Below are 22,107 nucleotides of genomic sequence, written 5' to 3' on the forward strand. Positions count from 1 at the left end.
TCCGCGCCGGTCTTTGCGGCACCGCCAAGCCGTTCGTTCGTTCCGGGGGCAAAACTCTGTTCCTTCGTGGGGGTGCCTGGTGCTGTTCGGCAAGCGCAAGCGGATCGTCAAGCGCATCCTCATCGTGGAGGACGAGCCGCTGGTCGCGTTCGACAACGAGACCATGGTGGCCGACGCCGGCTACACGGTCGTCGCGACGGTGGACACCTTCGCCGATGCCGTGGAAGTTTTCGATAGCGAGCTCCAGGAACTCCCCCCGGGTCGCGACGAGGACGAGGATCCGCGCGGCATCGACCTCATCCTGACCGACATCACGCTGGCTGGCGAGCGGACCGGCTACGACCTTGCGCGGGAAGCCAAGCGGCGCGGCATCCCCGTTCTGTTCATCACCGGCACCCCTCCGCAAGGCGCGGAGGAACTGGCGCTGGGATATCTGCTGAAGCCCTATCAGGAGCGGACGCTACGCGCTGCGCTCAAGGCCGTCGACCGGACGTTGTCGGGGGAGCAGGCGAAAGTGCCCGACGGCCTGGTGCTGTTCGCGCCGCGACCCACTGGATAAGCTACTCACCCCCTGTTCATGCGCGGTGCGGCTGCTAAGCATCGCGAGGGCGGTGCGGACGGGGAGGCAAGCTTGGCAACGCAGGCGGAAGGAAGCGTCGATCTCGGCTGGCGGCGGAGCCTGCCGGAAGCCGTCCGGCCCTACACGGAAGCGGCACCGATCGCGGCCTTCTTCCTCGGCATTTCGTCCGGCTTCCCCTACGCGATGATCGGCGCGACGCTGACCACGCGGCTGGCACAGGACGGCATCGACAAGAAGACGGTAACGGCGTTCACGCTGGTCTTCCTCGCCTACAACCTCAAGTTCTTGTGGGCCTGGATCGTCGACGGCGTGCGGCTGCCGGTGATCGGCCGGCTCGGGCAGCGCGTATCGTGGATGCTGGTGATGGGCGCGCTGGTGATCGCGGCGGTGATCAACCTGGCATTCCAGGACCCGGCCGCCAGCATCGGCAGCGTGGCCACCGCAGCCATCCTGGTCGGCATTGCGGGCGCGAGCTTCGACATCGTCATCGATGCGTTCCGGATCGAGATACTGGAGCCGCGCCAGCTCGGCGTGGGCTCGGGCATGAACCAATACGGCTGGCGCATCGGCTCGGCCGGAGCGGGCGCGCTGGCACTGGTGGTCGCCGCGCGCGTGGGCTGGGAGGCCGCCTATCTCGCCTGCGCCGCCCTGGCGCTGCCAGCCATGCTGGTAGCGCTCTTCTGGGGCGAGCCGCAGCGGCACCGCGACCCGGTCGAGCGGCGCGGGATGGGCGAAGCGGTTCGCGCTGTTTACGTCCCGTTCGTTGAGTTCTTCCAACGGCACGGCGCATTGCTGGTGCTGCTGTTCATCCTGCTGCACAAGATCGGCGACACGCTGGGGCAGCTGACGCTGCGGCTGTTGCTGGACGACCTCGGCTTCACCAACGACGAGATCGCGATCTACGACGTGGGCGTCGGCTTCTGGGCGTACCTGATCGGCATCTTCGTCGGCGGGGTGCTGTATTCCAAGCTGGGCATGAAGCGCTCGGTGCTGGTCAGCCTGATCCTAATGGGCGTTTCGAACTTCACCTTTGCGCTGCTCGCCCAGGCGGGGCACAGCAACCTTGGGTTGGCAGGCGCGATCGGGTTCGAGAACTTCGCCAGCGGCATCGGCGGCGTGGTGGTGGTCGCCTACTTCTCCGCGCTGTGCGACTTGCGCTTCACCGCGTCGCAGTACGCGCTGATCTCGGCGGCTGCGAGCATCGTCGGACGGTTCCTCACCGGGACCAGCGCCGGCGCCCTCGTGGAAGGCATGGGCTACGTGAATTTCTACCTGCTGACGACGGTGCTGGCGCTGCCGGGCATCCTGCTGTTCTGGTGGATGATCCGGGCGGGTCTGGTGGACAGCTCCATGGGGACGGCAGGCATCGTCGGCGAGGGCGATGCCCGGACCGGCGATCCTGAGGCGGAGGTCAGGCCGGCGCCTCGCCGTTGAGCGCCAGCACCTCGCCGGCGAGGTAGAGCGAGCCGGCAATCAGGACCGGCCGGCCGGCCGGGGCGGCGGCTAGCGCGTCTTCGATGCCACCGAACGGGTTGGCCGGCATGCCCAACTCCGTCGCGATGTCCGCGAGTTCGGCGGGCATGAAGCTGTCATGCTCGGCGATGGGCACGGCGTGCACCTGGCTAGCAAGGCCGCGGAAGGGGGCCAGCAGACCACGTGGGTCCTTGATGCGCAGGCTGCTTGCAATCAGGGTGAACGGCGCCATGCCGCGGACGGCTTCGGCGAGCGCCTGGGCGGCGTCGGCGTTGTGACCGCCGTCCAGCCAGACCTCCCGGCTGCCGATGAGCGGCCCCGGCCCGAGCTTCTGCAGGCGGGCCGGCCATTCGACTGCGCCCATGGCGACGACCAGCGCGCTTTCGGGAACGAGAAGCCGGTCCTGGTGGCGGAGCATGGCGACCGCAAGGGCGGCGTTCTGATGTTGGTGGAGGCCAGGCAGGCGCGGTCTGGGCAGAAGCAGCTCGCCCCGGCAATCGCGGTAATGGATGCCAGACCCGTTGGCCGCGGAATTCCAGGCCGATCCGCATGGCAGCCAGTTCGCTCCACGCTCGGCCGCGACCGCCCGGACGCGCGCAGCGGCCGTGGGCTCGTATTTGAGGGTGACCAGGGGAACGCCCGGCTTGGCGATGCCCGCCTTCTCCCCCGCGATCTCGGCCAGCGACGAGCCAAGCCAATGCTGATGATCGATGCCGAGTGCCGCGATGCCGCAGACCAGCGGGCGCTCGATGACGTTGGTGGCATCGAGCCGTCCGCCCATGCCGACTTCCAGGATCACTGCGTCGGCGGGCTCGCGGGAAAAGGCGAGAAAGGCGGCGGCGGTCGCGACTTCGAAGAAGCTCGGTTCGATACCGGTGCTGGCGTCCAGTACCTCGGCCAGCAGCTGCGCGAGCGCCCCGTCCTCGATCAGCTTGCCGGCGAGCCGGAAGCGCTCGTTGAAGCGAACGAGATGCGGCGAGGTGAACAGGTGGACGCGGTGCCCGGCGGCTTCCAGCGCAGCGCGGAGAAAGGCGCAGGTCGAGCCCTTGCCGTTGGTGCCGGCGACGTGGAACACCGGCGGCAAGGCCGCGTGCGGCCGCCCGAGCCGGTCGAGCAGCCGGGTGATCCGGTCGAGACCGAGACGGTCGCCGCCCGGACTGAGCTGCGCCAGCCGGTGGAGCTGCGCCTGGACGCCCGGATGGTCCGAGCGCGCTCGGTCTACCACCGCCATTTGCCAGCCATCAGGCGGCTGCCTTCTCCGGTGCCAGGTAGCCGATCACCTTGCCCAGGATGCTGCGCAGCTCGGACCGGTGCGCCACCATGTCGATCATGCCGTGCTCCAGCAGATATTCGGCGCGCTGGAAGCCTTCGGGCAGCTTCTCGCGGATGGTCTGCTCGATGACGCGCTGGCCGGCGAAACCGATCAGCGCGCCTGGCTCGGCCAGTTGCACGTCGCCGAGCATGGCGTAGGAGGCGGTAACGCCGCCTGTCGTGGGGTCAGTGAGCACGACGATGTAGGGTAGGCCCGCCTCGCGCAGCTGGGCGAGGGCAACGGTGGAACGCGGCATCTGCATCAGGCTGAGGATGCCTTCCTGCATGCGCGCGCCGCCCGCTGCGGTGACGATGACGTAGGGGGTGCGGGCGTCGATCGCTGCCTTCACACCGGCGACAAAGGCCGCACCCACGGCGATGCCCATCGACCCGCCCATGAAGGCGAAATCCTGGACACCGACCGTCGCCGTGTGGCCGTGGATTTCGCCTCGCGCGTTCAGCAATGCGTCGCGCTCGTCGGTGTTGGCACGGGCGGCGCGGAGGCGGTCGACATACTTCTTGGTGTCGCGGAACCTCAGCGGGTCCTCGCGTACCTCGGGCGTGGGCAGAACACCGTAATCGCTATCGTCGAACAGGGTGGCGAAGCGCTGGTGCGGGCGGATGCGGTCATGATGGTCGCAGCGCGGGCAGACCCAGAGGTTCTCTTCCCATTCCTTGGTGAAGATCATCGACTGGCACTTGCCGCACTTGTGCCAGAGATTGTCCGATACCTGCCGCTTAGGCAGGAAGGGGATGCCGTTGCGGACGCGGCCGAGCCAGCTCATGGGTTCGCCTCGGTTGGTGGAGATCGGGCGCCTAGCGCGGCCGGGCACTAGAGGGAAGCCGCGATGTCGCGAGCGGCCCGGGCGGGGTCCGGAGCGGCGGTGATGGGACGGCCGACAACCAGCATGGAGGCACCCGCGGCAAGCGCATCGTGCGGGGTGATCGTGCGCTTTTGATCTCCGACCTCGCTACCGGCGGGGCGGATGCCGGGAACGACGAAATAGCCGTCCGGCCAGCCGGCTCGCGCCGCGGCGACTTCCGCACCCGAGCAGACGATCCCGTCGCAGCCGGACTCCCGAGCCAGCGTCGCCAGGCGGCGGACCTGCTCGCCGGCGGGATCGGCGACGCCGATGTTGCGAAGATCGTCCTCGTCGAGGCTGGTGAGCACCGTCACGGCGACAATCTTGGTGCCCTCGGGCGCAGCGGCCTTGGCGGCGGCGAGCATGGCCGCGCCGCCCGCGGCGTGCACCGTCAACACCGCGGGCCGGAGCGGAGCCAGCGCGGCGATGGCCTTGGCCACGGTGTTCGGGATGTCATGCAGCTTGAGATCGAGGAAGATCGGCAGGCCGCATTGGCCGACCGCCGCCACGCCGCCCGGCCCGTTGGCGGCGAAGAACTCCCACCCGAGCTTCAGTCCGCCCGTATGAGGTGCGACGGTGCGCGCGAGTTCGGCGGCGCGGGCGGGATCGGGTACGTCGAGCGCGACGAACAGCGGATTGCTCATGCCGCGTCCAGCTGACCGTCGACGGGCCGCTCAACCGCAGGAGGGTTGGCAGTGAGCGCCGGCGGCCGGCCCTGCACGGCCAGGCGCCGCTTCAACTGCCATATGCGGCTGCGCAGCGTCAGCCAGGTGGGCAGGAAGCCGAGCAGGAACGCCAGGAGGATGAGCAGCGGGATCTTGATGTCGGCCTGTAGTGTCCCCCACAGGTTGAGCGTGACATCCGACCAGTTGTTGCGGGCCATGATGACCAGGAACACGGCTACGACGATCCAGAAGAGCGTTCGCAGGAATTGCATGCAGCGAGCACTAGGCCAGGCCGCGTCGTATTTCCACCCGCCTGCGTTCGTCGCTACGGTAAGTCGCTTGGCCGCAGTGCGGCATGCTGCTCCGTTGAGCGGCGCACATTCCGGGACCAGACGGGCGATGGGGAGGACGGAACACTGAACAAGCTTACGCTGCTGGGCGCAGGCGCCTGCCTGCTGGTCGCCGGTGCGTTGGCCAGCGTGCGGGTGATTGGCGAGCCGGCGGCCCAGGCCCGGCCGACCAGCCCGGCCGCCGCCAACCTGCATCTCGCTAAGGTCACCCCGGCGGCTAGGCGTGACATTGATTATGCCGCGCTCGACGCGCGCCTGCAGCGAATGGCCGCCAAGCCGAACATGGTCGGCCTGGCCGTAGGCATCGTGGAGAACGGCCGGATCACCTTCCTCTCCGGCTATGGCGAGACGGTCGCCGGGTCGGGCGAGAAGGTCACCCCGGAGACGGTGTTCCGTTGGGCCTCCGTCAGCAAGGGCGTTGCGTCGACCATGGTCGCCAAGCTTGCCGAGCAGGGGCGGGTCAAGCTCGACGCACCGGTGGTGAACTACGCCCCGGGGCTGAAGCTGCCGGGCGGGGCTGAGTATCAAGCCACCGTGCGTGACCTATTGAGCCACCGGCTGGGGCTGTATCGCAACGCGCTCGACAACAAGTTGGAGGAAGGGCAGCAGCCCGCGTTGCTGCGCCTGCAGCTGGCGAGCCTCAACGCGATCTGCCAGCCGGGCACCTGCTGGAGCTACCAGAACATCGCGTATGACGCGTCCAGCGACATCGTCGCGCGGGCGGCCAACATGCCGTTCTCGGACGCGGTCAAGCAGCAGCTGTTCGATCCCATCGGCATGACCAGCGCCAGCATGAGCCGCGAGGGGTTGATTACGGCGCGCAGCTGGGCGCGCCCGCACAGCGCGGGGCGTCGGCCGCTGGAAGTGCTGGAGCCCTACTACCGCGTGCCCGCGGCAGGCGGGGTCAACAGCAACATCAAGGATATGGCGCTGTGGATGATCGCGCAGGCCGGCGGGATGCCTCGGGTGCTATCGCCCAGCCTGCTGCAGACCATCCATGCGCCCGTGGTGAAGACGCCCGGCGAGCGCGGGCGGCTGCGCAAGTTCCTGGAACGGGTGGGTGACGCTTACTATGGTCTCGGCTGGCGCCAGTATGACTATGCCGGACACCCGATCATCGGTCATCGCGGCGGAGTCAGCGGCTACCGCTCGCTGATGCTGTTCGATCCCCAGCGCAAGAGCGGGGTGGTCGCCTTGTGGAACAGCAGCACCAGCCAGCCCGGCGGGCTGGAGTTCGAGGTCATGGACATGCTCTACCACCTGCCGTTCCGCGACTGGATGGAGCTGGACAAGGTGCCCGGCCAGCCGGCAGTGACGCCTCAAGCGCCCGAGGAACCCGAAGCGACAGAGGCGATCGCCGCTGAGGGCTCGGCTGGAGGCGGGGTGCGCGCGGGCCGCTGACCGGCCTGTACCTGCTGTTCCACCCCGCGCAGTTCGCCAAGCTGCTTGCGGCTGGCGATCCACCGAAACGCCATGCCGATGATCGACGCAGCCATGCCGGCCAAGAGAGCCACCGCCTTCCAGCTCGGTTCGTCCGGGCGCGGCCAGGCCACGGCACCGATTAGGAACACGCTGATGATGGAGATGAGGTAACCGACCCCGCGCATGAACCGCCCTCTTAACTGTTACATTTCGATGACAGTATAGGCGCGGAACATTCGCGAGTGCACGCCTGTTTGTCGGCAAAGGAGTGCCCTTCCATGCCCAAGGCCATCACCCTGCTGAAGGACGACCACCGCAAGGTCGAAGAGCTGTTCTCCGAGTTCCAGAAAGCCGAAGGAGATGGGCGGAAGAAGAAGTTGGCCGAACAGATATGCGCGGAGCTGATCGTCCACACCGCGATCGAAGAGGAGATTTTCTATCCGGCCTGCGAGGGCGCAGTGAAGGAGGACGACCTCAAGGAGGCCTATGTCGAGCATGACGGCGCCAAGGTGCTGATCGCGCAGATCGCTGGCGGCGGACCCGACGACGAGTTCTATGAGGCCAAGGTCAAGGTGCTGCAGGAAGAAATCGAGCACCACGTCAAGGAAGAGGAAGGCAGGCTGAACGGCATCTTCGCTCAGGCGCGGCGGCATGGCATCGACATGGACGCGCTGGGCGACGAGTTGGCAGAGCGCAAGGCGGAGCTCATGGCCGGGATCGAGAAGAACGGCCTGCCCAAGCCGAAGCTCGCCACCATGGAAGGCGTAAAGCTTTAAGCCCGCTTTCTACCCGACCGGGTTGAGGTCGGGGTTCGACCAAAGGAAGGCGCCCGGGACCGCGAGCAGCATCAGCGCCAGCGGAAGAGCAACCGACGCTTGGGCCAGCAGGATCACGGCGACTGCCAAAGGCAGCACCAGCGCGAGCAGCCCGACCAGCACCAGCGAACCCGATGCTCCCGACGCCACGGCACCAAGCCGTGAACGGTCACGGAACAGTTCGGTGAGGGCCTGCACCGTCTGGCTGGCGGTGCGCTGGCAGATCGCCGGCATGAGCGCGTGGAGGACGCAGGCAAGCCCCGCGCCGACCAGCATGGTTCCAACCACGGAAGCGAAAACCAGGTGCTCCGTATAGCTTTCCCCAGCCTCCGCCAGGTGCCGATGTGCCGATCCCAACATTCTCATTATCCTTATGCGTTGAGGCAGGGGATGAAACATGATGGTCGCCCCCTTGGTCAAGCGGGGGAGCGTCGGATCGCTGCTGCTGAACGCCGGGGCGAGGGCTTCACCCTTGGTCCGTCCAACGGGTGCTCCCGTGTGCGACCAGCTCCGCCGCGCGCTCCGGTCCGGCAGTCGCCAGGACTCGGAAGCGGTTGCCCTTGAGCTCGTTCAATGCCTCGAAGAAGCCGGCTAGCTCCGTCACGAAGTCGTTGCCGAGCTGCTGGAGGCTGGCGACCTCGCGGTAGCTGCGGCTCTCCGCCAGGCGAGCGACGATCCGGTCGTTGCGCAACGTGCTGGACCGGCCATCGACTTCCTCCGTCTGCTCCGCCTCGATTACCCCGAGCAATCGAGCGATCAGCAGGCAGCCGACCGGAACCGCAGCTTCGGTCAGCACGAGTATGTCGAGCGGGTCGCCGTCTCCGCCCAGCGTCGACGGCACAAAGCCGAAATCCAGCGGGAACACCAAGCCTGCGGGCAGCATGCGGTGGAGCTCGAACGCGCCGGCATCGGCGTTGAAGTCGAACTTGGCCTGGCTACCCGCGGGCGATTCGATAACGGCGCGGCACGTTAGCCGCTCGCGATCGAGCTGATTTGGCAGGCTGTGCGGGGACATGCCGCTTCAACCCTCGCCGCAGCTCCCCGGTTGCCGGGGCCGGCAGCCTCCGCGAACTCAAGTCAGGCCGCGATCAGGACGGGGGTGCCGACCTGCGTCATGGCGTATAGCTTGGCGGCGAAGGCCTTGGGCAAGCGGACGCAACCATGGCTGGCGGGCTCGCCCGGGTTGAAGCCGGCGTGCAGCGCGATGCCATAGTCGTCCAGCCGTTGCATGTGCGGCATGGGTGCGTTGTCGTACTTGCGGCTGAAATGGATCGGCTTCTTCTCCTTGACGGGGAAGATGCCGGTGGGGGTGTCCTTGCCTGGCTTGCCGCTGGAGATGGTGGAGATGCCGACCAATCGGTCACCGCGGTAGATGTAGGCCATCTGGTCGGCGAGACTGATCACCACGCGCGGGGGTCCCTCGCCCAGGTCCTTCGCCCAGAGATACTGGTTAGGCGCCAGCGCCTTGGGCCCGAACACGTCCAGCATGTCCCAGCGGGCGGTATCCGCCGCGCCCGCGGCTTCGAACTTGGCTTCCTCGGTCTCGATCGCGGCCGTGGCGGCGGTCGGAACCGACAGGGCGAACAGGCCCGACGCCGCCAGCGCAAGTGCTAGCTTCCTCATAACGCAACTCGTTTTCCTGTTGACTTTTCTTCATGGCTCTAAACGAGCCGTAGAAAGAGCGGTTCCCAGGTGAGTCGAAGCTGCAACAGTTCGCTTGCCGCCTAGGCGTGGGCGACGAGGAACTTGCCAAGGTCGTCCGAGCCACCGATCCGCTTGCCGTCGACCCAGACGAGCGGGGTGGTGCTGACGCCATGCTCTTCCTTGAAGGCCTCGACCTCCTCGCGGCTGCCGAGGATGTGCTCCTCGACCTCGAAGCCGGCGTCGTCGAGCATGTCCTTGGCGCGGCGGCCAAACGGGCATTCGTGGTCGGGCAGGACCATGCGGTAGAGGGTGGCTTGGGGCATCGGTCAGTCTCCTTGCGCTTCACTGAGTCAGCGCACCGGAAAGGGGCCGGTTCCGCAGCTGCCAAGTGACAGGGCGGCGGCCAAGGATTAACGGCCGAGCGCATGAGCTACATCGAGCCGCAGCCCAGCCCGTTCGCCGACCCACGCTTCGGCTTCATCGTCGGGGCGCCGCGCAGCGGGACCACCTCGCTCGCGCGCTGGCTGCGGACCCACCCGGACGTCTGCTTCTCCTCTACCAAGGAGCCGCACTGGTTCGCGCAACACGACCTCCGCGAATTGGAAGAAGCGGCGCTCAAGCAGCGGGTGGAGCATGAGTACATCGGCCGCTTCTTCGCCGAATGCCGGCCGGGCGATTTCCGGGCGGAAGGCTCGGTCACCTATCTTTATGCCGCCGAGCAGGTGGCGGTGACGCTGAAGCTCTGGCCGCAAGCGCGTTTCGTCATCTGCGTCCGCGATCCGCTCCAGATGATCCCGTCCCTGCACCAGCGGCTGCTCTACCTTGGCGACGAGACGGTGGCGGACTTCGCCGAGGCTTGGGCGTTGCGGCACCGGCGGGCCCGGGGCGAGGCGATCCCGCGCAGCTGCATCGAGCCCAGGTGGCTGCGCTACGACGAGGGCGGACGGCTTGGCACTCACCTCGAGCAGCTTCTCTCCGCGGTCGGGCGGGAGCGGTGCCATGTGGTGGTATTCGACGACCTGGTGAGCGACCCGGCGGGCGAGTACGCCAAGGTGCTGCGTTTCCTCGGGCTTCCGCATGACGGCCGCACCGACTTCTCCGCTGCGCGCTCGGGCCAGGCGTTTCGGATCGGCTGGCTGCAACGGCTGCTCAAGCGCCCGCCCGTGCTCACCCGCCGGATGCTGGCGGGAAGCGCGATGCGCGAGCATTTGAAGGCTCCCGACGAGGGTGCAGGTGCGGCGAAGGCGAAGGGCGAGAAGCGGCCGGGCCTGGTCATGCGCGCCCGCAAGCGCCTCCTCCGCTGGAACCGCATGCCCGCGCGCAAAACGAGCGTGCCGCCGGAGATCGTCGCGGAGTTCCAGCAGCTCTATGCGGGCGAGGTCGAGAAGCTGGAGCGGCTCACCGGGCGCGACCTGAGCCACTGGCTTGGGCGGAGGCAGCGCTAGGAGGAGGCAAGTTCCGCGAGCTTCGCCACCGTGTTCATGTTGCGCGCCGTGCCCGCGCTCGCCGCGGGGATGACCAGGCGGCTTCGGCCCATGCCCTCGGGATAGTGGACGTAGATCTCGCGGGGGCCCAGCGCGATTTCTTCGACAGTGCGGTGCTTGGGGTTGGTGAGGGTGTCGCGCGGCGGGGCGTTGTCGAGGAAGGTGGCGTAGACGCGGTTGCCGGGGGCCTCTGCGAAGGGGTTGGCGGCGGCGACGGCGGCCAGCTCTTCGGGGGTGCGGAGGGTGAGGGTTACGGGCTTGCCCGTGTGCTCGGTCAGGCGGGTTTCGAGTAGGCGCTTGACCTCGGCGTCGGGATGGTCGCCGTCGAACAGGAGGTTGCCGCTGGCGATGTAGGTGCGTGGGTTGGCGAGGCCGAGCTCGGCGGCGATGCGGCGCAGCTCGCTCATCTGGAGGGTAATGCCGGCGTTGATCGCGCGGAGGAGGGCGACGCGGGTCATGGGCGGCGGCGGTCGGCGATCAGCGCAGCGCCGCTTCCAGTTGCGCCTTGGTCATCGTCGAGCGGCCCTTGATGCCTTGCTTGCGCGCCTGTTCCATGAGGTCGGCCTTGGTGCCGCCGCCGCGGGCGCGCGCGACCTTCGTCGCGACGTCGGCGGGCTGGGCGGAGAACTGCTTGCCCTTACGCGTATCCGCACGCTTCTTGGCGGTGGTGCGCTTGTATTCCTCGTCGCTGAGCGCCTCGCGGGCGGCCTTGGGGAGGTAGCGCTCGCCGGTCTCGCCGCTTTCCTTGCCCGACTTGGTGCCCCACTCCTCCTTGGTCCACTCGATAAGGTGGTTGTGAGGATCCTTCGCGCCGCGGTAGCCCCCGCCGGCCTTTTTGTACTCGGCCACGGCGAGCTGCGCCTTGCGCGCGGACCACTCCCCGGAATCGCCGCCCTTGTCGCCGGCGGTCACCCGCTGCTTGATCTCTTCCCAAAGCTTAGGGTCGGTCTTTTCGGCCGTCTCGGACATGGGAGCGTAACCGGCTCGACCTCATGCTGTTCCCCGGAACCGTCATGGGAGTGAATCCCATGACGTCGGACCTGTCGAGCTAGGCTCGCAGGCCGGCCGGCTTTTCGCCCTCTCTTCGACATAAGCTCACGTTTGCTTTCGCAAACGCTCCCTTATGCTCGCGGGGTCAGCCGGGGCTTACAAAGGAATCGAGGACGCGCTTTCGTCCAGCATGCTCGAAATCGATCTCGAGCTTGTTGCCTTCCATCTGCGCGATGGTGCCGTAGCCGAACTTGCCGTGGAACACGCGCTGGCCTAGCGCCAGGTCGGTGCGGCCGCGATTGCCGAGGGAGACGGCGGGAGCCCGGGCCTCGGCAGGTGGGGTGCGGTAGAGGTCCATACCGCCTCTCACCCTGCCCTCTCCCTCGCGCGGAGAGGGGCTGCTCGAGGCGGCCGCGCGCTGGTAGCCGGGGCCGCGGGTGGTGGCGCGGTGGGTGGCGCCGTAGGCGAGGTGGGCGAAGGGGTCCTCGCGCTCGCTCCACTGGGCGCGCCACAGGGACTCGCCGCCGGTCATGGTGGTCTCGCTCTCGATATGCTCGTCCGGCAGCTCGGCCACGAAGCGGCTGGGAATGGAACTGGTCCACTGGCCATAGATGCGGCGGTTGGCGGCATGAAGGATCGTGGCGCGCTTCCGGGCGCGGGTGATGGCGACGTAGGCGAGGCGGCGTTCCTCCTCCAGGCTGGCGAGGCCGCCTTCGTCGAGCGCGCGCTGCGAGGGGAACACGCCTTCCTCCCAGCCGGCCAGGTAGACGATCGGGAACTCCAGGCCTTTGGCGGCGTGGATCGTCATGACCGTGACCTTCTCGCCCGAGCGGTTGGCGTCGTTGTCCATAACCAGGCTGACGTGCTCGAGAAAGGCGGAGAGGTTCTCATATTCTTCCATCGCGCGGGCGAGTTCGGCGAGGTTCTCGAGGCGGCCGGCGGACTCGGCGCTGCGCTCGGCCTGGAGGGCGGCGGTGTAGCCAGATTCTTCAAGGATTAAGCGGGCGAGCTCGGCGTGGGGGGCGGTGCGCTGGCCCTTCGTGAACTCCTCCGCGGCGGCGAAGACCCCTCCGTTACCGCTCCGCGGCGCCACCTCGCTCGGGGGGGAGGCGCTGGTCTGGTGCATCTCGCGCCAGCGGGCGAAGTCGCCGACGAAGCGGCCGAGGCTTCGGCGCGCCTGCGGGGTGAGCTCGTCGCTGCCGAGCATCTCCGCGGCGGACAACAGCAGGGGGAGGCGGGCGGCGCGGGCATGGCGGTGGATGGCGGCGACGGCCTTGTCGCCGAGGCCGCGCTTGGGCGTGTTGACGATGCGCTCGAAGGCGAGGTCGTCGGCGGGTGACTGGACCAGGCGGAGGTAGGCGAGGGCGTCGCGAATCTCGGCCCGCTCGTAGAAGCGAAAGCCGCCGACGATCTGGTAGGGGAGGCCGACGGCGATGAACCGCTCTTCGAATTCGCGGGTCTGGAACTGAGCGCGGACCAGGATGGCGACGTCGTTGAGGGAGCCGCCGCTGCGTTGATGGGCTTCGGCCTCATCGCCGACGCGGCGGGCTTCCTCCGGGCCGTCCCACACGCCGACCACCTGGACCTTGTCGCCGGCGTCGACCTCGGTCCACAGCGTCTTGCCGAGGCGGCCCGAGTTGTTGGCGATGAGGCCGGAAGCCGCGCCGAGGATGTGCGGGGTGGAGCGGTAGTTCTGCTCGAGGCGGATAACGGCGGCGCCGGGGAAGTCGCGCTCGAAGCGGAGGATGTTGCCAACCTCCGCGCCGCGCCAAGAGTAGATCGACTGGTCGTCGTCGCCGACGCAGCATAGGTTCCGACGCGGCTCGGCGAGCAGCTTCAGCCACTCATACTGGACCGCGTTGGTGTCCTGATATTCGTCGACCAGCAGGTAGCGGAAGCGCTCGCGATACTGGCCGAGCACCTCGGGCTGCGTGCGAAGAATCGTCAGCATGTGCAGCAGCAGGTCGCCGAAATCGCAGGCGTTGAGCGTGCGGAGGCGATCTTGATACTGGGCGTAGAGCTCGCCGCCGCGGCCGTTGGCGAAGGCCTCGCTCTCGCCGGCGTCCACGTCCTGCGGGTTCCAGCCCTTGTTCTTCCAACGGTCGATGCAGCCGGCGAGCTGGCGCGCGGGCCAGCGCTTCTCATCGAGGTCGGCGGCGGCGATCAGCTGCTTGAGTACGCGCAGCTGGTCGTCGGTGTCGAGGATCGTGAAGTTGCTCTGCAGGCCCGCGAGCTCGGCATGGATGCGGAGCATTTTGGCGGCGACCGAGTGAAAGGTGCCGAGCCAAGGCATGCCTTCGACCGCGCCGCCGGTGATGTCGGCGATCCGCTCCTTCATCTCGCGCGCGGCTCGGTTGGTGAAGGTGACCGCGAGTATCTGCGACGGCCAGGCGCGGCGGGTGGCGAGCAGGTGGGCGAGGCGGGCGGTCAGCGCGGCGGTCTTGCCTGTGCCCGCGCCGGCCAGCATCAGCACCGGGCCTTCGGTGGTGAGCACCGCTGCGCGCTGGGGGCCGTTCAGGCCCTGGAGGTACGCGGGCTCAGGCTGGGGGAGGACGGCGGCGTCGGACACCGGGGTGAGTTAGGCTGGGTGGAACGGAACGGCAACAGCGATGCTGTGCGCTATAAGCGAACGGTTGCACCCGAAATCCCCGCTTTCCACAGGCATGGCGCAGCCGAATCCGCTTTGTGCGACTCGATGATCGCGGCATTCTCGTCAGGTGATCGGGGGCCAGCGGCCCGGTTCGGATAGCGCCGAAAGGCGAGTTCCGCCACGGGCCAGACCTTCGATCATCGCCGGCCAGCGACCGGATCCGATCGGTTCAAGCACGCGTTCCCAGGACGCGACTTGGCCGCCAGGTGAAGGACGGGAAGCCGGCAAGAGGCGCCGGAAGAGATGATCTTCTCTCGCGAAGGCAGCGCAGGACGGCCTCCGGGCAAGTCGGCGGGCTGAGGCGAGCGATCATCCCAAGAAGGGCCGCGCGACGAGAAGCGGTGGTTCGGAACGCAAGAACCGAACCCGGTCCGACGGTCGGCGAAGCGGAAGGTGCCGAAAGGCGCATGTCTGCAGCCGGTAGCAGGACAGCCCGAATGACGGAGCCCTCGCGAGAGAGCACCGGAGCTAAGGCAGAGCCGGATGAGCCCTTGCTTCCCTTACGGGGAGCGACGGGCGAGATGCCGGGGAAGGCTCCCGACGAGGGAGCGCGGCTTGGATGAAGCGCGACGCCTGAGCTGGTGCGCCAGGATCCTGGATGGCTCCTTCGCGAGTTGTCCAGGGACCACCGGCAGATCCAACGCTCGGCGCAGTGGGGGCTGGTAGCGATGCCGGCCCCCATTTCGCGCGACGCGCAGAGGGACGGCTACTCGCCCCGGCCAAGGCGGCGCAGCGCTACCTTCTTGCCGACGATCTCGACTGCCAGCATCAGCGACCGATGCATCTCGGCACCTTCGCGGAAGTCGGGCGGGGCGAGGTTCTCGACCCGGGCGGCGTCGAACATGTGCGCGCCGGCCTGCCACGGCTCGCCATGCTGCGAGGCATTCACCGCGATCGCGATTCCGCCATTGTCGTGAAGCAGGTTGAAGGCATCGAGGTCGCTTGCGCCGTCGCCGACGTAAATCATCTGGTCGAGCGGTACGTGCCATTCGGCGGCGGGCTTGTCGCGATGGACGTCCTGCGGCTCGTTGGCGCCGGCGATGTCGAGGCCCTTGGCGAGCGCGAGGAGATAGCGCGCCTTTTCCGAATGGATGAGGGTGCGCTTAACGGCCAGGAAGCGGTCGCTTTCGCCGAAGTGCATGGACGAACCCCAGACCCCGTCCAGATGGTCGGCCACCGAAGTGGCGCAGATGATGTCCACGAAACCGGAGGACACGACGTGGAGTTCGACCTCCGCGCCGCCGCTGGCTTCAGCGGCCTGCTCCCGAAGCTGCGGCAAGGCTTCGAGCACGCCAGGGTAGGGATCGAGCGAACGGCCGACCTCCTGTAGCAAGGGCTTGGTGACGGCGATGCCCTGATCGTCGGCCATGCGGGCCACCAGCCAGCCCTTGGCCAGGATCTCGTCCCAGCCGTCCTCGACCAGCGGCATCAGCTGGTCCTTGCGCCAGCGCTGATTGTCCTCGACGCCCAGCCGCTTCAGCAGCGCTTCGAACGTGCCTTCGGACAGGGTCCGGTCGAAGTCGAAGCATAGCGCGATCCGGTCGATCGACCCGCGCGTCGCGCCGCCGCTGCTCTGTTCCATGCCGTACCTCCAGGGAGCGAAGCGCAGCGGAGGGTGGCGAGTTCCCCTTAGAAGCTTCGGCCGGCGAACAGGGCCAGGCCCGCTCGTCCGAGCCTGCCCGCATCGGCGCGGGCCGTATCGACGTAGCTCGCGCCAAGCGCGAAGCCGGCGATCTCGCCCGACAGGCCCAGCGACCAGTCGCGCTTGCGATCGCCGAACGCGCCGTCCTCAATCCCCAAGGCGCCAGACAGTGTCAGTGGCGTGCAAGGCAGCGGCAGGCTGACGTCGAGCGCGGCGTAGCGATTGCTGCGGCCGTCGAGATTGCCTTGCGCGGGGAACCGGCCGTCGGACGGGCCAATGCCGGGCGGATCTGCGACAAGGAAAGGGCGGCAGGATCGCTCCCGCCGCCCTTTCTCGACCGGCTTGCCGACAAGCTTAGTCGAGCATGCTGGCCGGCACCTTGCCGCCATGCTGCGCGAGCTGCTTCATCGTGGCCTTGTGCAGCCAGATGTTCATCTCGGCCGAGCCGTTGCGCTCGCCGGTGTAGCCGAGCTCCTGCGCGAGTTCCTTGCGGTTCTCGAGGCTGGAGTCGATGCCGAGCAGCTTCATCAGGTCGACGATCGACGTCTTGTAGTTGAGGTCCGGATTGCCCTTCGCTTGCGCGATCTGGCTCAGCACCTGCTCGACGTCGACCTGCTGCTGCTGCCCCTGCGGCTGGGCGGTTGCCGTACCGCCCTGCTGAAATTGCGGCTGGGCCTGTTGCTGCTGCTGCTGTCCCTGCTGCAGCGGCGGGCCGCCCGCCATCCCTGCCGGGATGGTCGGGCGGTTGCCGGGACCCGGGTCCTTGTGCCCGAAGATGGCGCCCTTGATCTTGTCGAAGATGCCCATGGGTTAGGCCTCCAGCCCGTGCTTGAGATCGCGCACGCGGTCGTGGCCCTGGCGGACCGACTGGTAGGCGCGCTCGATCACCGAACGGCTTTCCGTCGGCAGGTCCGAGCCGCTCAGTGCGGTTTCGAACTTCTCCTTGAGATAGTCCTCGCCGCGCTCGACCTCGTTGATGATCGACTTGTCGTCGCGGCCGGTGATCGCGGATTTGAGATCCAGGAAGCGCTGGTGGGTGGCGCCCAGGAAGCTGCCGTCGTCTGGCGGGTTGCCGCCCAGCCGGCGAACCTCGGCGCGGAGGTCCTCGGCGACCTTGCTGCGCTCGTCGGCCATCTGGCGGAACAGCTGCTGGAACTGACTGCCTTCCGCGTTCTGCGCGGCGTCGCGATAGCCGTTGATGCTGTCGATCAGGGTGGTGGTGAGGGTTTCCAGTGTACCTACGCCCGCAGTGTCTGCCATGGCTGTTCTCCTTGAATGTAATGGGAACGATGCCGCAACAACGCGGGCGAGCCCGGCAGGTTCGCGAGTCGCGGGATTTTTTCGTCGGGGCGAACGATCGCAGTGCCGGGCTGACGAGGCAGCGCCGGCGTGATAACGTTATACCATGATCCGGACTGGGAGATGGGCCGCGCTTGTGGCGATCGCTGCAACTGTTCCGCAGCCAGCCGCAGCCGCGCCGCGCGAACCCACCGGCAAATGGATGGTGGATTTCGGCGAAACGCAATGCATCGCCCAGCGCAGCTACGGCACGCCGGACAAGCCGTTGACGCTGATGCCCAAGGCGCCCGAAACCGGCGGAGTTCTCCAGCTGTTCGTGATACGCAAAGGCGCGGTCCGGTCATTCGCTGAGCAGCTGGATGGCAGGCTTCGGGCCGGGAACGCGCCGGCGAAACAGCTTACCGCCCTGGCTTATACGCCGCCCAAGCAGCGATTTCGCGTGTTCCTCTACAACCTGCCTCGAGCGGACGTGGCCGCGTGGCCGACCAGCACCAGTCTCGATGTGAGAGCCGAGGCTAGCCTTAGGGAAGAGCTGGCGCTGACCGGTCTGCACCCCTTGTTGAAGATCATGGACGAGTGCGTGGCGGACCTTCGCAGCCACTGGAACTATACGAGGGAGGGCGTTCCGTCCAACCATCGCCAGTCGGCCATGGGCGATCTGACGGGGTTGATCAGGTCGGAGGATTACCCGGCGATCAACATCCGGAACAATCAAACAGGACGGGTCAAGGTGGTCCTGCTCGTCGGGGCGGACGGCAAGGTTGCCGATTGCTCCCTTACCGAGACCAGCGGCGTGGCCGCACTGGACGCCCAGACCTGCGTCCTCATTAAGGACCGGGCCAAGCTCAGGCCGGCGATCGGAGCCGACGGCCGGCCGGCACGGGACGTCGTGGTGCAGGCGGTGCACTGGCTGATACGCTAAGCGCGTGCAGGCAGTAATCGGTCGGCCTTGCGGCTGACCGGGCAGCGTGCAAATTGCGACTTCGATGACAAACGAGAATGAAGCCGCGCCGACATCGCGCAGAAGCGGCGGGGCGCTGCTGATTCTCGGCGCGCTGCTGGCAGGCCTGCTGCTCGGCATTGCGGCGGGAAACGCCGGCGACGGCTGGCGCGAGCCGCTGGTGCAGGCGGCGTCACTGGTCGGCGGATTGTGGCTGGACGCGCTCAGGATGACGGTCATCCCGTTGATCGTGGCGCTGCTGGTGACCGGGATCGTCGGCGGCGCGGATGCAGCCAAGGCCGGCGGTCTGGCCGCCAGGGCGGTGCTCTGGTTCTTGGCATTTTACTTGTTCTCGGCGGCGTTCGGGGGGCTTGGCATGCAGGCGCTGACTGCGCTGTTCCCGCTTCCGGCTGAAGGGGCCGAGGCGCTGCGGGCGGGCCTCGCCAATGTCGAGCAGCCGGTCAGCGCAGCGGCGGTCCCGAGCGTGGCGGACTTCTTCAAGGCGATCATCCCGGCCAATCCGGTCGGCGCGGCGGCCAACGACCAGATCTTGCCGTTGGTGGTGTTCACCGTGATCTTCGCCTTTGCCCTCAGCCGGGTGGCGGCGGAGCGGCGGGGTACGGCGCTGGCCTTCTTCGAGGCGGTCGGCGACGCGATGCTGGTCGTCATCGGCTGGGTGCTGTGGCTGGCCCCGATCGGCGTCTTCGCGCTTGCCTTTGCGGTGGGCGCGGGGGCGGGCGGCTCGGCGCTTGGCGCGGTGGCGCATTATGTGGTGCTGATCTCGCTCTTGGGAGTCGGGATCACGATCGTCGGCTTCCTGATCGCCCTGCTGGTCGCGCGGTTCCGGCCCGCCGCCTTCGCCCGCGCCATGGCGGGGCCGTCCGCGGTTGCAATCTCCACCCGCTCGTCGCTCGCTTCGTTGCCGGCGATGCTGACCTCGGCGATCCGGCTTGGCGTGGACGAGCGCAAGGCGGACGTGCTGCTGCCGCTGGCGGTGGCGCTGTTCCGGGCGACCGGGCCGGCGATGAACGTCGGGGTCGCGGTCTACGTCGCCCATTGGCTGGGGTACGAGATCAGCCCGATCGCCTTCGCAGCGGGCATCGCCGTGGCCACCATGGCCTCGGTCGGAGCGGTCAGCCTGCCGGGACAGGTGAGCTTCGTCACCTCCATCGCGCCGATCAGCCTGGCGATGGGGGTGCCGATCGAGCCCCTGGCGCTGCTGATCGCGGTGGAGACCATTCCCGACATCTTCCGCACATGGGGCAATGTCGTGCTGGACGTGGCGGTGACCGGAGCGGTGGCGCGGCAGGAAGGCGACGCGCTGATGGACGACCTGCCGGCCGAAGCCCGGACCTGACCGCCCGCCGTTCGTCGATTGGGCGTCCCACGAAGAGCATCGGTCGGAGCTGCCGAACCTCCGAGGTCACTTGTCGACGGCGGCGCGACGCAAGGAGGCTGCTGCCCTAGCTGGAAGAGGCGGCGCGAGGGCAGGACCTTCGGCCCCCCGAAGGGCTCGCGCCGCAACCCTCTCTCTCAGCGCCCGGCGATGGCGCGGACGTTATCGGAATAAAGGCGGCCGACCGGCTGCTCGCTCCCGTCGGCAAGCCGGGCGATCCAGCGGCCGGACGGGTTCCGCCCGAAGCCGCCGATGAAATCGCGCCGGACGATGGCCGAGCGATGCAGGCGGACGAAGTCGGCGGGGTTCAAGCCTTCTTCCAGCGCACCCATGCTATGGTGGATCAGCCAGCTGCGCTGCCCGACGTGGAGCCGCATGTAATCGCGCTCCGCCGAGATCCGGTCGATGTCGCGGGTGGCGATCCGCACCAGGCCGGTCAGATCGGACGCCCAGAACTCCTCGAGGTAGGGTGACGAGGACGCGGGCGGAATTCCACTCGCTCCCTCTTCGCGGCCATGCAGATGGTTGCGGGCACGGGTGAGCGCGCGTTCGAGCCGGACCGGATCGACCGGCTTCATTAGATAATCGACAGCCTCCACCTCGAAGGCGGCCACCGCGAACTGGTCGAAGGCGGTCACGAACACCACTGCAGGTGCGGCGTTGGCGGCTGCCAGCGCCCGGGCGACGTCGATCCCGTCCATCCCGGGCATCGCGACGTCGAGCAGAAGCAGATCGGGCGACAGGGCTTCGGCCATCCGCACCGCGCCCTCGCCGTCCGAAGCGGTGCCGACCAAGTCCACCCCCTGCGCGCGGGCAAGCAGCAGCTGCAGACGCTCGGTTGCGAGCGGCTCGTCGTCGACGACGAGCACCTTCAGCGCCTTGTCACCCATCCTTGTCGGTCAGCGGCAGGGTCATGACGACTTGGTAACCTCCATCGGGGAGCGCGCCGAAGCTGCAGCTGGCGTCGCGGCCGAAGCGGGCGTCGAGCCGCTGGCAGACGTTGGCGAGGCCGACCCCCGTGCTAGCCGGCTGATGGCGCTGCCGGGGAGACTTAAGCGCGGTGCCGCCGAAGTTGGTCACCTCGAGCTGCAGCCGGCCGGGCTGCGGCGAGCGCGCGGCGATCCGCAGGGTTACTTTGTCCTTGGTCGCGGACACGCCGTATTTGATCGCGTTCTCCACGACCGGCTGCAGGATCAGTGCGGGCAGGCGGGCGCCGCGCAGCTCGGCGGGAACGTCGAACTCGGGCTTGAGGCGGCGCGGGAACCGGACCTTCTCGATGTCGAGGTAAAGCCGCTGGAGTTCGATCTCCTCCTCCAGCGTGACGTCGGCATTGGGGTCGAGCGACAGGCTGGTGCGGAAAAAGGTCGACAGCTTAAGGATCATCGATTCCGCTTCCTGGCCGCGCCCGGTCATGACCAGGGAGGACAGGCTGTTCAGCGTGTTGAACAGGAAGTGCGGATTGACCTGGTAACGGAGCGCCCGGACCTGTGCGGCCTGTGCCGCGGTCTCCGCCTGGGCGGCGCGGCGCTGCAGGACGAGCGCCTGGCGCTGGCTCACCGCGGCCAGGTAGACGGCGCTCCAGGCGGCAAAGAAGAATAGCCACACGACGGCGGTATCGGCGGCGATCCGGAACTGGTCCCACTGCTTGAGGTCGGCGACCTTGGGCATGGTCAGGACCAGGGGGTCGCCACGGCTCCGTTCGATCCGGACCTGCTGCCCCTTGGTAACCACCACGAAGCCTTCCTGCACCTCATAGCGGAACTCCTCTTCGCTGTCGCGCATGTGGCCTTCGGCACTGACGAGGATGCCTGCCATGGCGGCGGACGCCAAGAGCGAACCGATGGCCGCCACGACGGCTTTGCGGCGCAGGTTGGCTCCCGGCGCAAGGGCGCTGATCGCCAGGTAGATGGCGCCGGTCAGCAGCATGCCGGCAAGAAAGATCCAGATCTTGTTCTGGAGGAACGTCAGCGGGTCGGGTCCGAGAAAGGCCCGGGCGACAACGGTGAACAGGTAAAGGCCCCAGAGCAGCGCCACCGTTCGGGCGGCGAGCGCCCAATCGTCGAAGCGGCGCGGCTGCCATTCGCTGGAAGAATCCAGCATCGCCTCGGCGCTGGGGTGCATGTTCATCGGCCTTACCTTTGCGCATCGGCGGCGCGCAGCGCAATCCGGCACTGGGCGGTCGGCAGATGCTCGGGGACCGCCTGTCGAAAAACGCAGGCACCGGAACGTGGCCGGGCGGCCATTCGTTTCCTGCAAAAGGAGCAAGGCTCGATGTCCGACCAGAACATGACCGATCAACAAAATTGTCCGCCGCCGGTGCTGTCGGGCGACCCCGAGCGCGAACTGGAGCGCAGACTCAAGAAGAACCCGGGCGACCAGGACGCCAAGGTCGACGTCGGCAGTGACGAGTCCATGGACGCCTCCGACCCGCCGGCTGCGGCGCAGCCGGGCCAGTCGGACGAAGCAGTGCCCTCCTCCGGGTTTCCTGAAGGTGCCGGCTCGTCAAGGTGAGAAGCTGACGCGTTGCAAATTGGTGACATACACATCGCTTTGCGACGAAGCGCGGGCGATTAGTGTTGCTGC

The 22,107-nt window shown here is 67.7% G+C and carries 26 protein-coding genes; 8 read left to right on the forward strand and 18 right to left on the reverse strand.

The genetic code is table 11. The annotated features are described in order from the left end of the window. Positions 1-79: 79 nt before the first annotated feature. Positions 80-559 carry a response regulator gene (locus QZX62_RS06765; protein WP_294173154.1) on the forward strand — a complete coding sequence of 160 codons (480 nt, stop codon included), beginning with the start codon at positions 80-82 and terminating at the stop codon, positions 557-559. Positions 560-631: 72 nt separating this feature from the next. Continuing rightward, positions 632-2,014 (forward strand): MFS transporter, encoded by a 1,383-nt coding sequence (locus QZX62_RS06770; protein ID WP_294173155.1) that lies wholly within the window; start codon positions 632-634, stop codon positions 2,012-2,014. Here QZX62_RS06770 and QZX62_RS06775 read toward each other — a convergent pair. Genes QZX62_RS06775 through QZX62_RS06790 form a run of 4 tightly spaced genes read right to left on the reverse strand, consistent with a single transcriptional unit; the run spans position 1,992 to position 5,164 of the window. Then, positions 1,992-3,278, reverse strand: coding sequence for a folylpolyglutamate synthase/dihydrofolate synthase family protein (locus QZX62_RS06775; protein ID WP_294173293.1), 1,287 nt, complete (start codon positions 3,276-3,278; stop codon positions 1,992-1,994). The two genes, QZX62_RS06770 and QZX62_RS06775, sit on opposite strands and share 23 nt — an antisense overlap. A 16-nt stretch (positions 3,279-3,294) precedes the next feature. Next, positions 3,295-4,149 carry an acetyl-CoA carboxylase, carboxyltransferase subunit beta gene (accD, locus tag QZX62_RS06780; RefSeq protein WP_294173156.1) on the reverse strand — a complete coding sequence of 285 codons (855 nt, stop codon included), beginning with the start codon at positions 4,147-4,149 and terminating at the stop codon, positions 3,295-3,297. Between the two features lie 47 nt (positions 4,150-4,196). After that, positions 4,197-4,871 carry an orotidine-5'-phosphate decarboxylase gene (pyrF, locus tag QZX62_RS06785; RefSeq protein ID WP_294173157.1) on the reverse strand — a complete coding sequence of 225 codons (675 nt, stop codon included), beginning with the start codon at positions 4,869-4,871 and terminating at the stop codon, positions 4,197-4,199. Then, on the reverse strand, positions 4,868-5,164 hold the full coding sequence (locus QZX62_RS06790) for a lipopolysaccharide assembly protein LapA domain-containing protein (protein ID WP_294173158.1): 297 nt from the start codon (positions 5,162-5,164) through the stop codon (positions 4,868-4,870). The genes pyrF and QZX62_RS06790 overlap by 4 nt, the downstream gene beginning before the upstream one ends. A 207-nt stretch (positions 5,165-5,371) precedes the next feature. Here QZX62_RS06790 and QZX62_RS06795 point away from each other — a divergent pair, with 207 nt between their 5' ends. Beyond that, the gene (locus QZX62_RS06795) at positions 5,372-6,643 is read left to right on the forward strand and encodes a serine hydrolase (RefSeq protein ID WP_294173159.1); all 1,272 of its coding nucleotides are present in this window, start codon (positions 5,372-5,374) and stop codon (positions 6,641-6,643) included. Here QZX62_RS06795 and QZX62_RS06800 read toward each other — a convergent pair. Continuing rightward, positions 6,562-6,849: a hypothetical protein gene (locus QZX62_RS06800; protein WP_294173160.1), complete on the reverse strand. Its 288-nt coding sequence runs from the start codon at positions 6,847-6,849 to the stop codon at positions 6,562-6,564. The two genes, QZX62_RS06795 and QZX62_RS06800, sit on opposite strands and share 82 nt — an antisense overlap. A gap of 93 nt (positions 6,850-6,942) precedes the next feature. On the opposite strand from QZX62_RS06800, the gene QZX62_RS06805 reads away from it, so the two are divergent. After that, on the forward strand, positions 6,943-7,440 hold the full coding sequence (locus QZX62_RS06805; RefSeq protein WP_294173161.1) for a hemerythrin domain-containing protein: 498 nt from the start codon (positions 6,943-6,945) through the stop codon (positions 7,438-7,440). A 9-nt stretch (positions 7,441-7,449) separates the two neighbouring features. Here the strand turns inward: QZX62_RS06805 and QZX62_RS06810 are convergent, their stop codons facing one another. From QZX62_RS06810 to QZX62_RS06825, 4 genes are all read right to left on the reverse strand, one after another. Further along, positions 7,450-7,839 (reverse strand): DUF6356 family protein, encoded by a 390-nt coding sequence (locus QZX62_RS06810; protein ID WP_294173162.1) that lies wholly within the window; start codon positions 7,837-7,839, stop codon positions 7,450-7,452. A gap of 106 nt (positions 7,840-7,945) precedes the next feature. After that, on the reverse strand, positions 7,946-8,494 hold the full coding sequence (locus QZX62_RS06815) for an inorganic diphosphatase (protein WP_294173164.1): 549 nt from the start codon (positions 8,492-8,494) through the stop codon (positions 7,946-7,948). A gap of 62 nt (positions 8,495-8,556) precedes the next feature. Then, complete coding sequence (locus QZX62_RS06820) at positions 8,557-9,102, reverse strand: L,D-transpeptidase family protein (RefSeq protein ID WP_294173166.1); 546 nt, start codon at positions 9,100-9,102, stop codon at positions 8,557-8,559. A gap of 101 nt (positions 9,103-9,203) precedes the next feature. Further along, entirely contained in the window at positions 9,204-9,446 is a 243-nt protein-coding gene (locus tag QZX62_RS06825) for a glutaredoxin domain-containing protein (protein WP_294173167.1), read from the reverse strand. Positions 9,447-9,548: 102 nt separating this feature from the next. Here QZX62_RS06825 and QZX62_RS06830 point away from each other — a divergent pair, with 102 nt between their 5' ends. Then, positions 9,549-10,568 (forward strand): sulfotransferase, encoded by a 1,020-nt coding sequence (locus QZX62_RS06830; protein WP_294173169.1) that lies wholly within the window; start codon positions 9,549-9,551, stop codon positions 10,566-10,568. Here the strand turns inward: QZX62_RS06830 and QZX62_RS06835 are convergent. From QZX62_RS06835 to QZX62_RS06865, 7 genes are all read right to left on the reverse strand, one after another. Beyond that, on the reverse strand, positions 10,565-11,065 hold the full coding sequence (locus tag QZX62_RS06835; protein WP_294173171.1) for a DUF1697 domain-containing protein: 501 nt from the start codon (positions 11,063-11,065) through the stop codon (positions 10,565-10,567). The genes QZX62_RS06830 and QZX62_RS06835 overlap by 4 nt on opposite strands. A 19-nt stretch (positions 11,066-11,084) precedes the next feature. After that, a complete protein-coding gene (locus QZX62_RS06840; protein WP_294173173.1) occupies positions 11,085-11,576 on the reverse strand; it encodes a hypothetical protein in 492 nt (163 codons plus the stop codon). A gap of 166 nt (positions 11,577-11,742) precedes the next feature. Beyond that, a complete protein-coding gene (locus tag QZX62_RS06845; protein WP_294173174.1) occupies positions 11,743-14,166 on the reverse strand; it encodes an ATP-dependent helicase in 2,424 nt (807 codons plus the stop codon). Positions 14,167-14,953: 787 nt separating this feature from the next. Further along, complete coding sequence (locus QZX62_RS06850) at positions 14,954-15,829, reverse strand: hypothetical protein (RefSeq protein ID WP_294173176.1); 876 nt, start codon at positions 15,827-15,829, stop codon at positions 14,954-14,956. A gap of 47 nt (positions 15,830-15,876) precedes the next feature. Continuing rightward, the gene (locus tag QZX62_RS06855; RefSeq protein ID WP_294173178.1) at positions 15,877-16,278 is read right to left on the reverse strand and encodes a TorF family putative porin; all 402 of its coding nucleotides are present in this window, start codon (positions 16,276-16,278) and stop codon (positions 15,877-15,879) included. Next, positions 16,244-16,696, reverse strand: a complete 453-nt coding sequence (locus tag QZX62_RS06860; RefSeq protein ID WP_294173179.1) for a DUF3597 domain-containing protein — start codon at positions 16,694-16,696, stop codon at positions 16,244-16,246. Before QZX62_RS06860 ends, QZX62_RS06855 begins: the two co-directional genes overlap by 35 nt. A 3-nt stretch (positions 16,697-16,699) precedes the next feature. Further along, positions 16,700-17,149, reverse strand: a complete 450-nt coding sequence (locus tag QZX62_RS06865; RefSeq protein ID WP_294173181.1) for a PA2169 family four-helix-bundle protein — start codon at positions 17,147-17,149, stop codon at positions 16,700-16,702. 175 nt (positions 17,150-17,324) lie between these two features. On the opposite strand from QZX62_RS06865, the gene QZX62_RS06870 reads away from it, so the two are divergent. Continuing rightward, the gene (locus tag QZX62_RS06870) at positions 17,325-18,110 is read left to right on the forward strand and encodes an energy transducer TonB (RefSeq protein WP_294173182.1); all 786 of its coding nucleotides are present in this window, start codon (positions 17,325-17,327) and stop codon (positions 18,108-18,110) included. A gap of 64 nt (positions 18,111-18,174) precedes the next feature. Continuing rightward, the gene (locus QZX62_RS06875) at positions 18,175-19,485 is read left to right on the forward strand and encodes a cation:dicarboxylase symporter family transporter (protein WP_294173183.1); all 1,311 of its coding nucleotides are present in this window, start codon (positions 18,175-18,177) and stop codon (positions 19,483-19,485) included. A gap of 176 nt (positions 19,486-19,661) precedes the next feature. Here the strand turns inward: QZX62_RS06875 and QZX62_RS06880 are convergent, their stop codons facing one another. Beyond that, positions 19,662-20,414, reverse strand: a complete 753-nt coding sequence (locus tag QZX62_RS06880; protein ID WP_294173185.1) for a LytTR family DNA-binding domain-containing protein — start codon at positions 20,412-20,414, stop codon at positions 19,662-19,664. Beyond that, the gene (locus QZX62_RS06885) at positions 20,407-21,651 is read right to left on the reverse strand and encodes a histidine kinase (protein ID WP_294173186.1); all 1,245 of its coding nucleotides are present in this window, start codon (positions 21,649-21,651) and stop codon (positions 20,407-20,409) included. The genes QZX62_RS06880 and QZX62_RS06885 overlap by 8 nt, the downstream gene beginning before the upstream one ends. A 144-nt stretch (positions 21,652-21,795) precedes the next feature. On the opposite strand from QZX62_RS06885, the gene QZX62_RS06890 reads away from it, so the two are divergent. Then, positions 21,796-22,035 carry a hypothetical protein gene (locus tag QZX62_RS06890; RefSeq protein ID WP_294173188.1) on the forward strand — a complete coding sequence of 80 codons (240 nt, stop codon included), beginning with the start codon at positions 21,796-21,798 and terminating at the stop codon, positions 22,033-22,035. The last annotated feature ends 72 nt before the right edge of the window (positions 22,036-22,107 follow it).

This window comes from uncultured Sphingomonas sp., from assembly GCF_902806265.1.
GTDB lineage: Bacteria > Pseudomonadota > Alphaproteobacteria > Sphingomonadales > Sphingomonadaceae > Sphingomicrobium.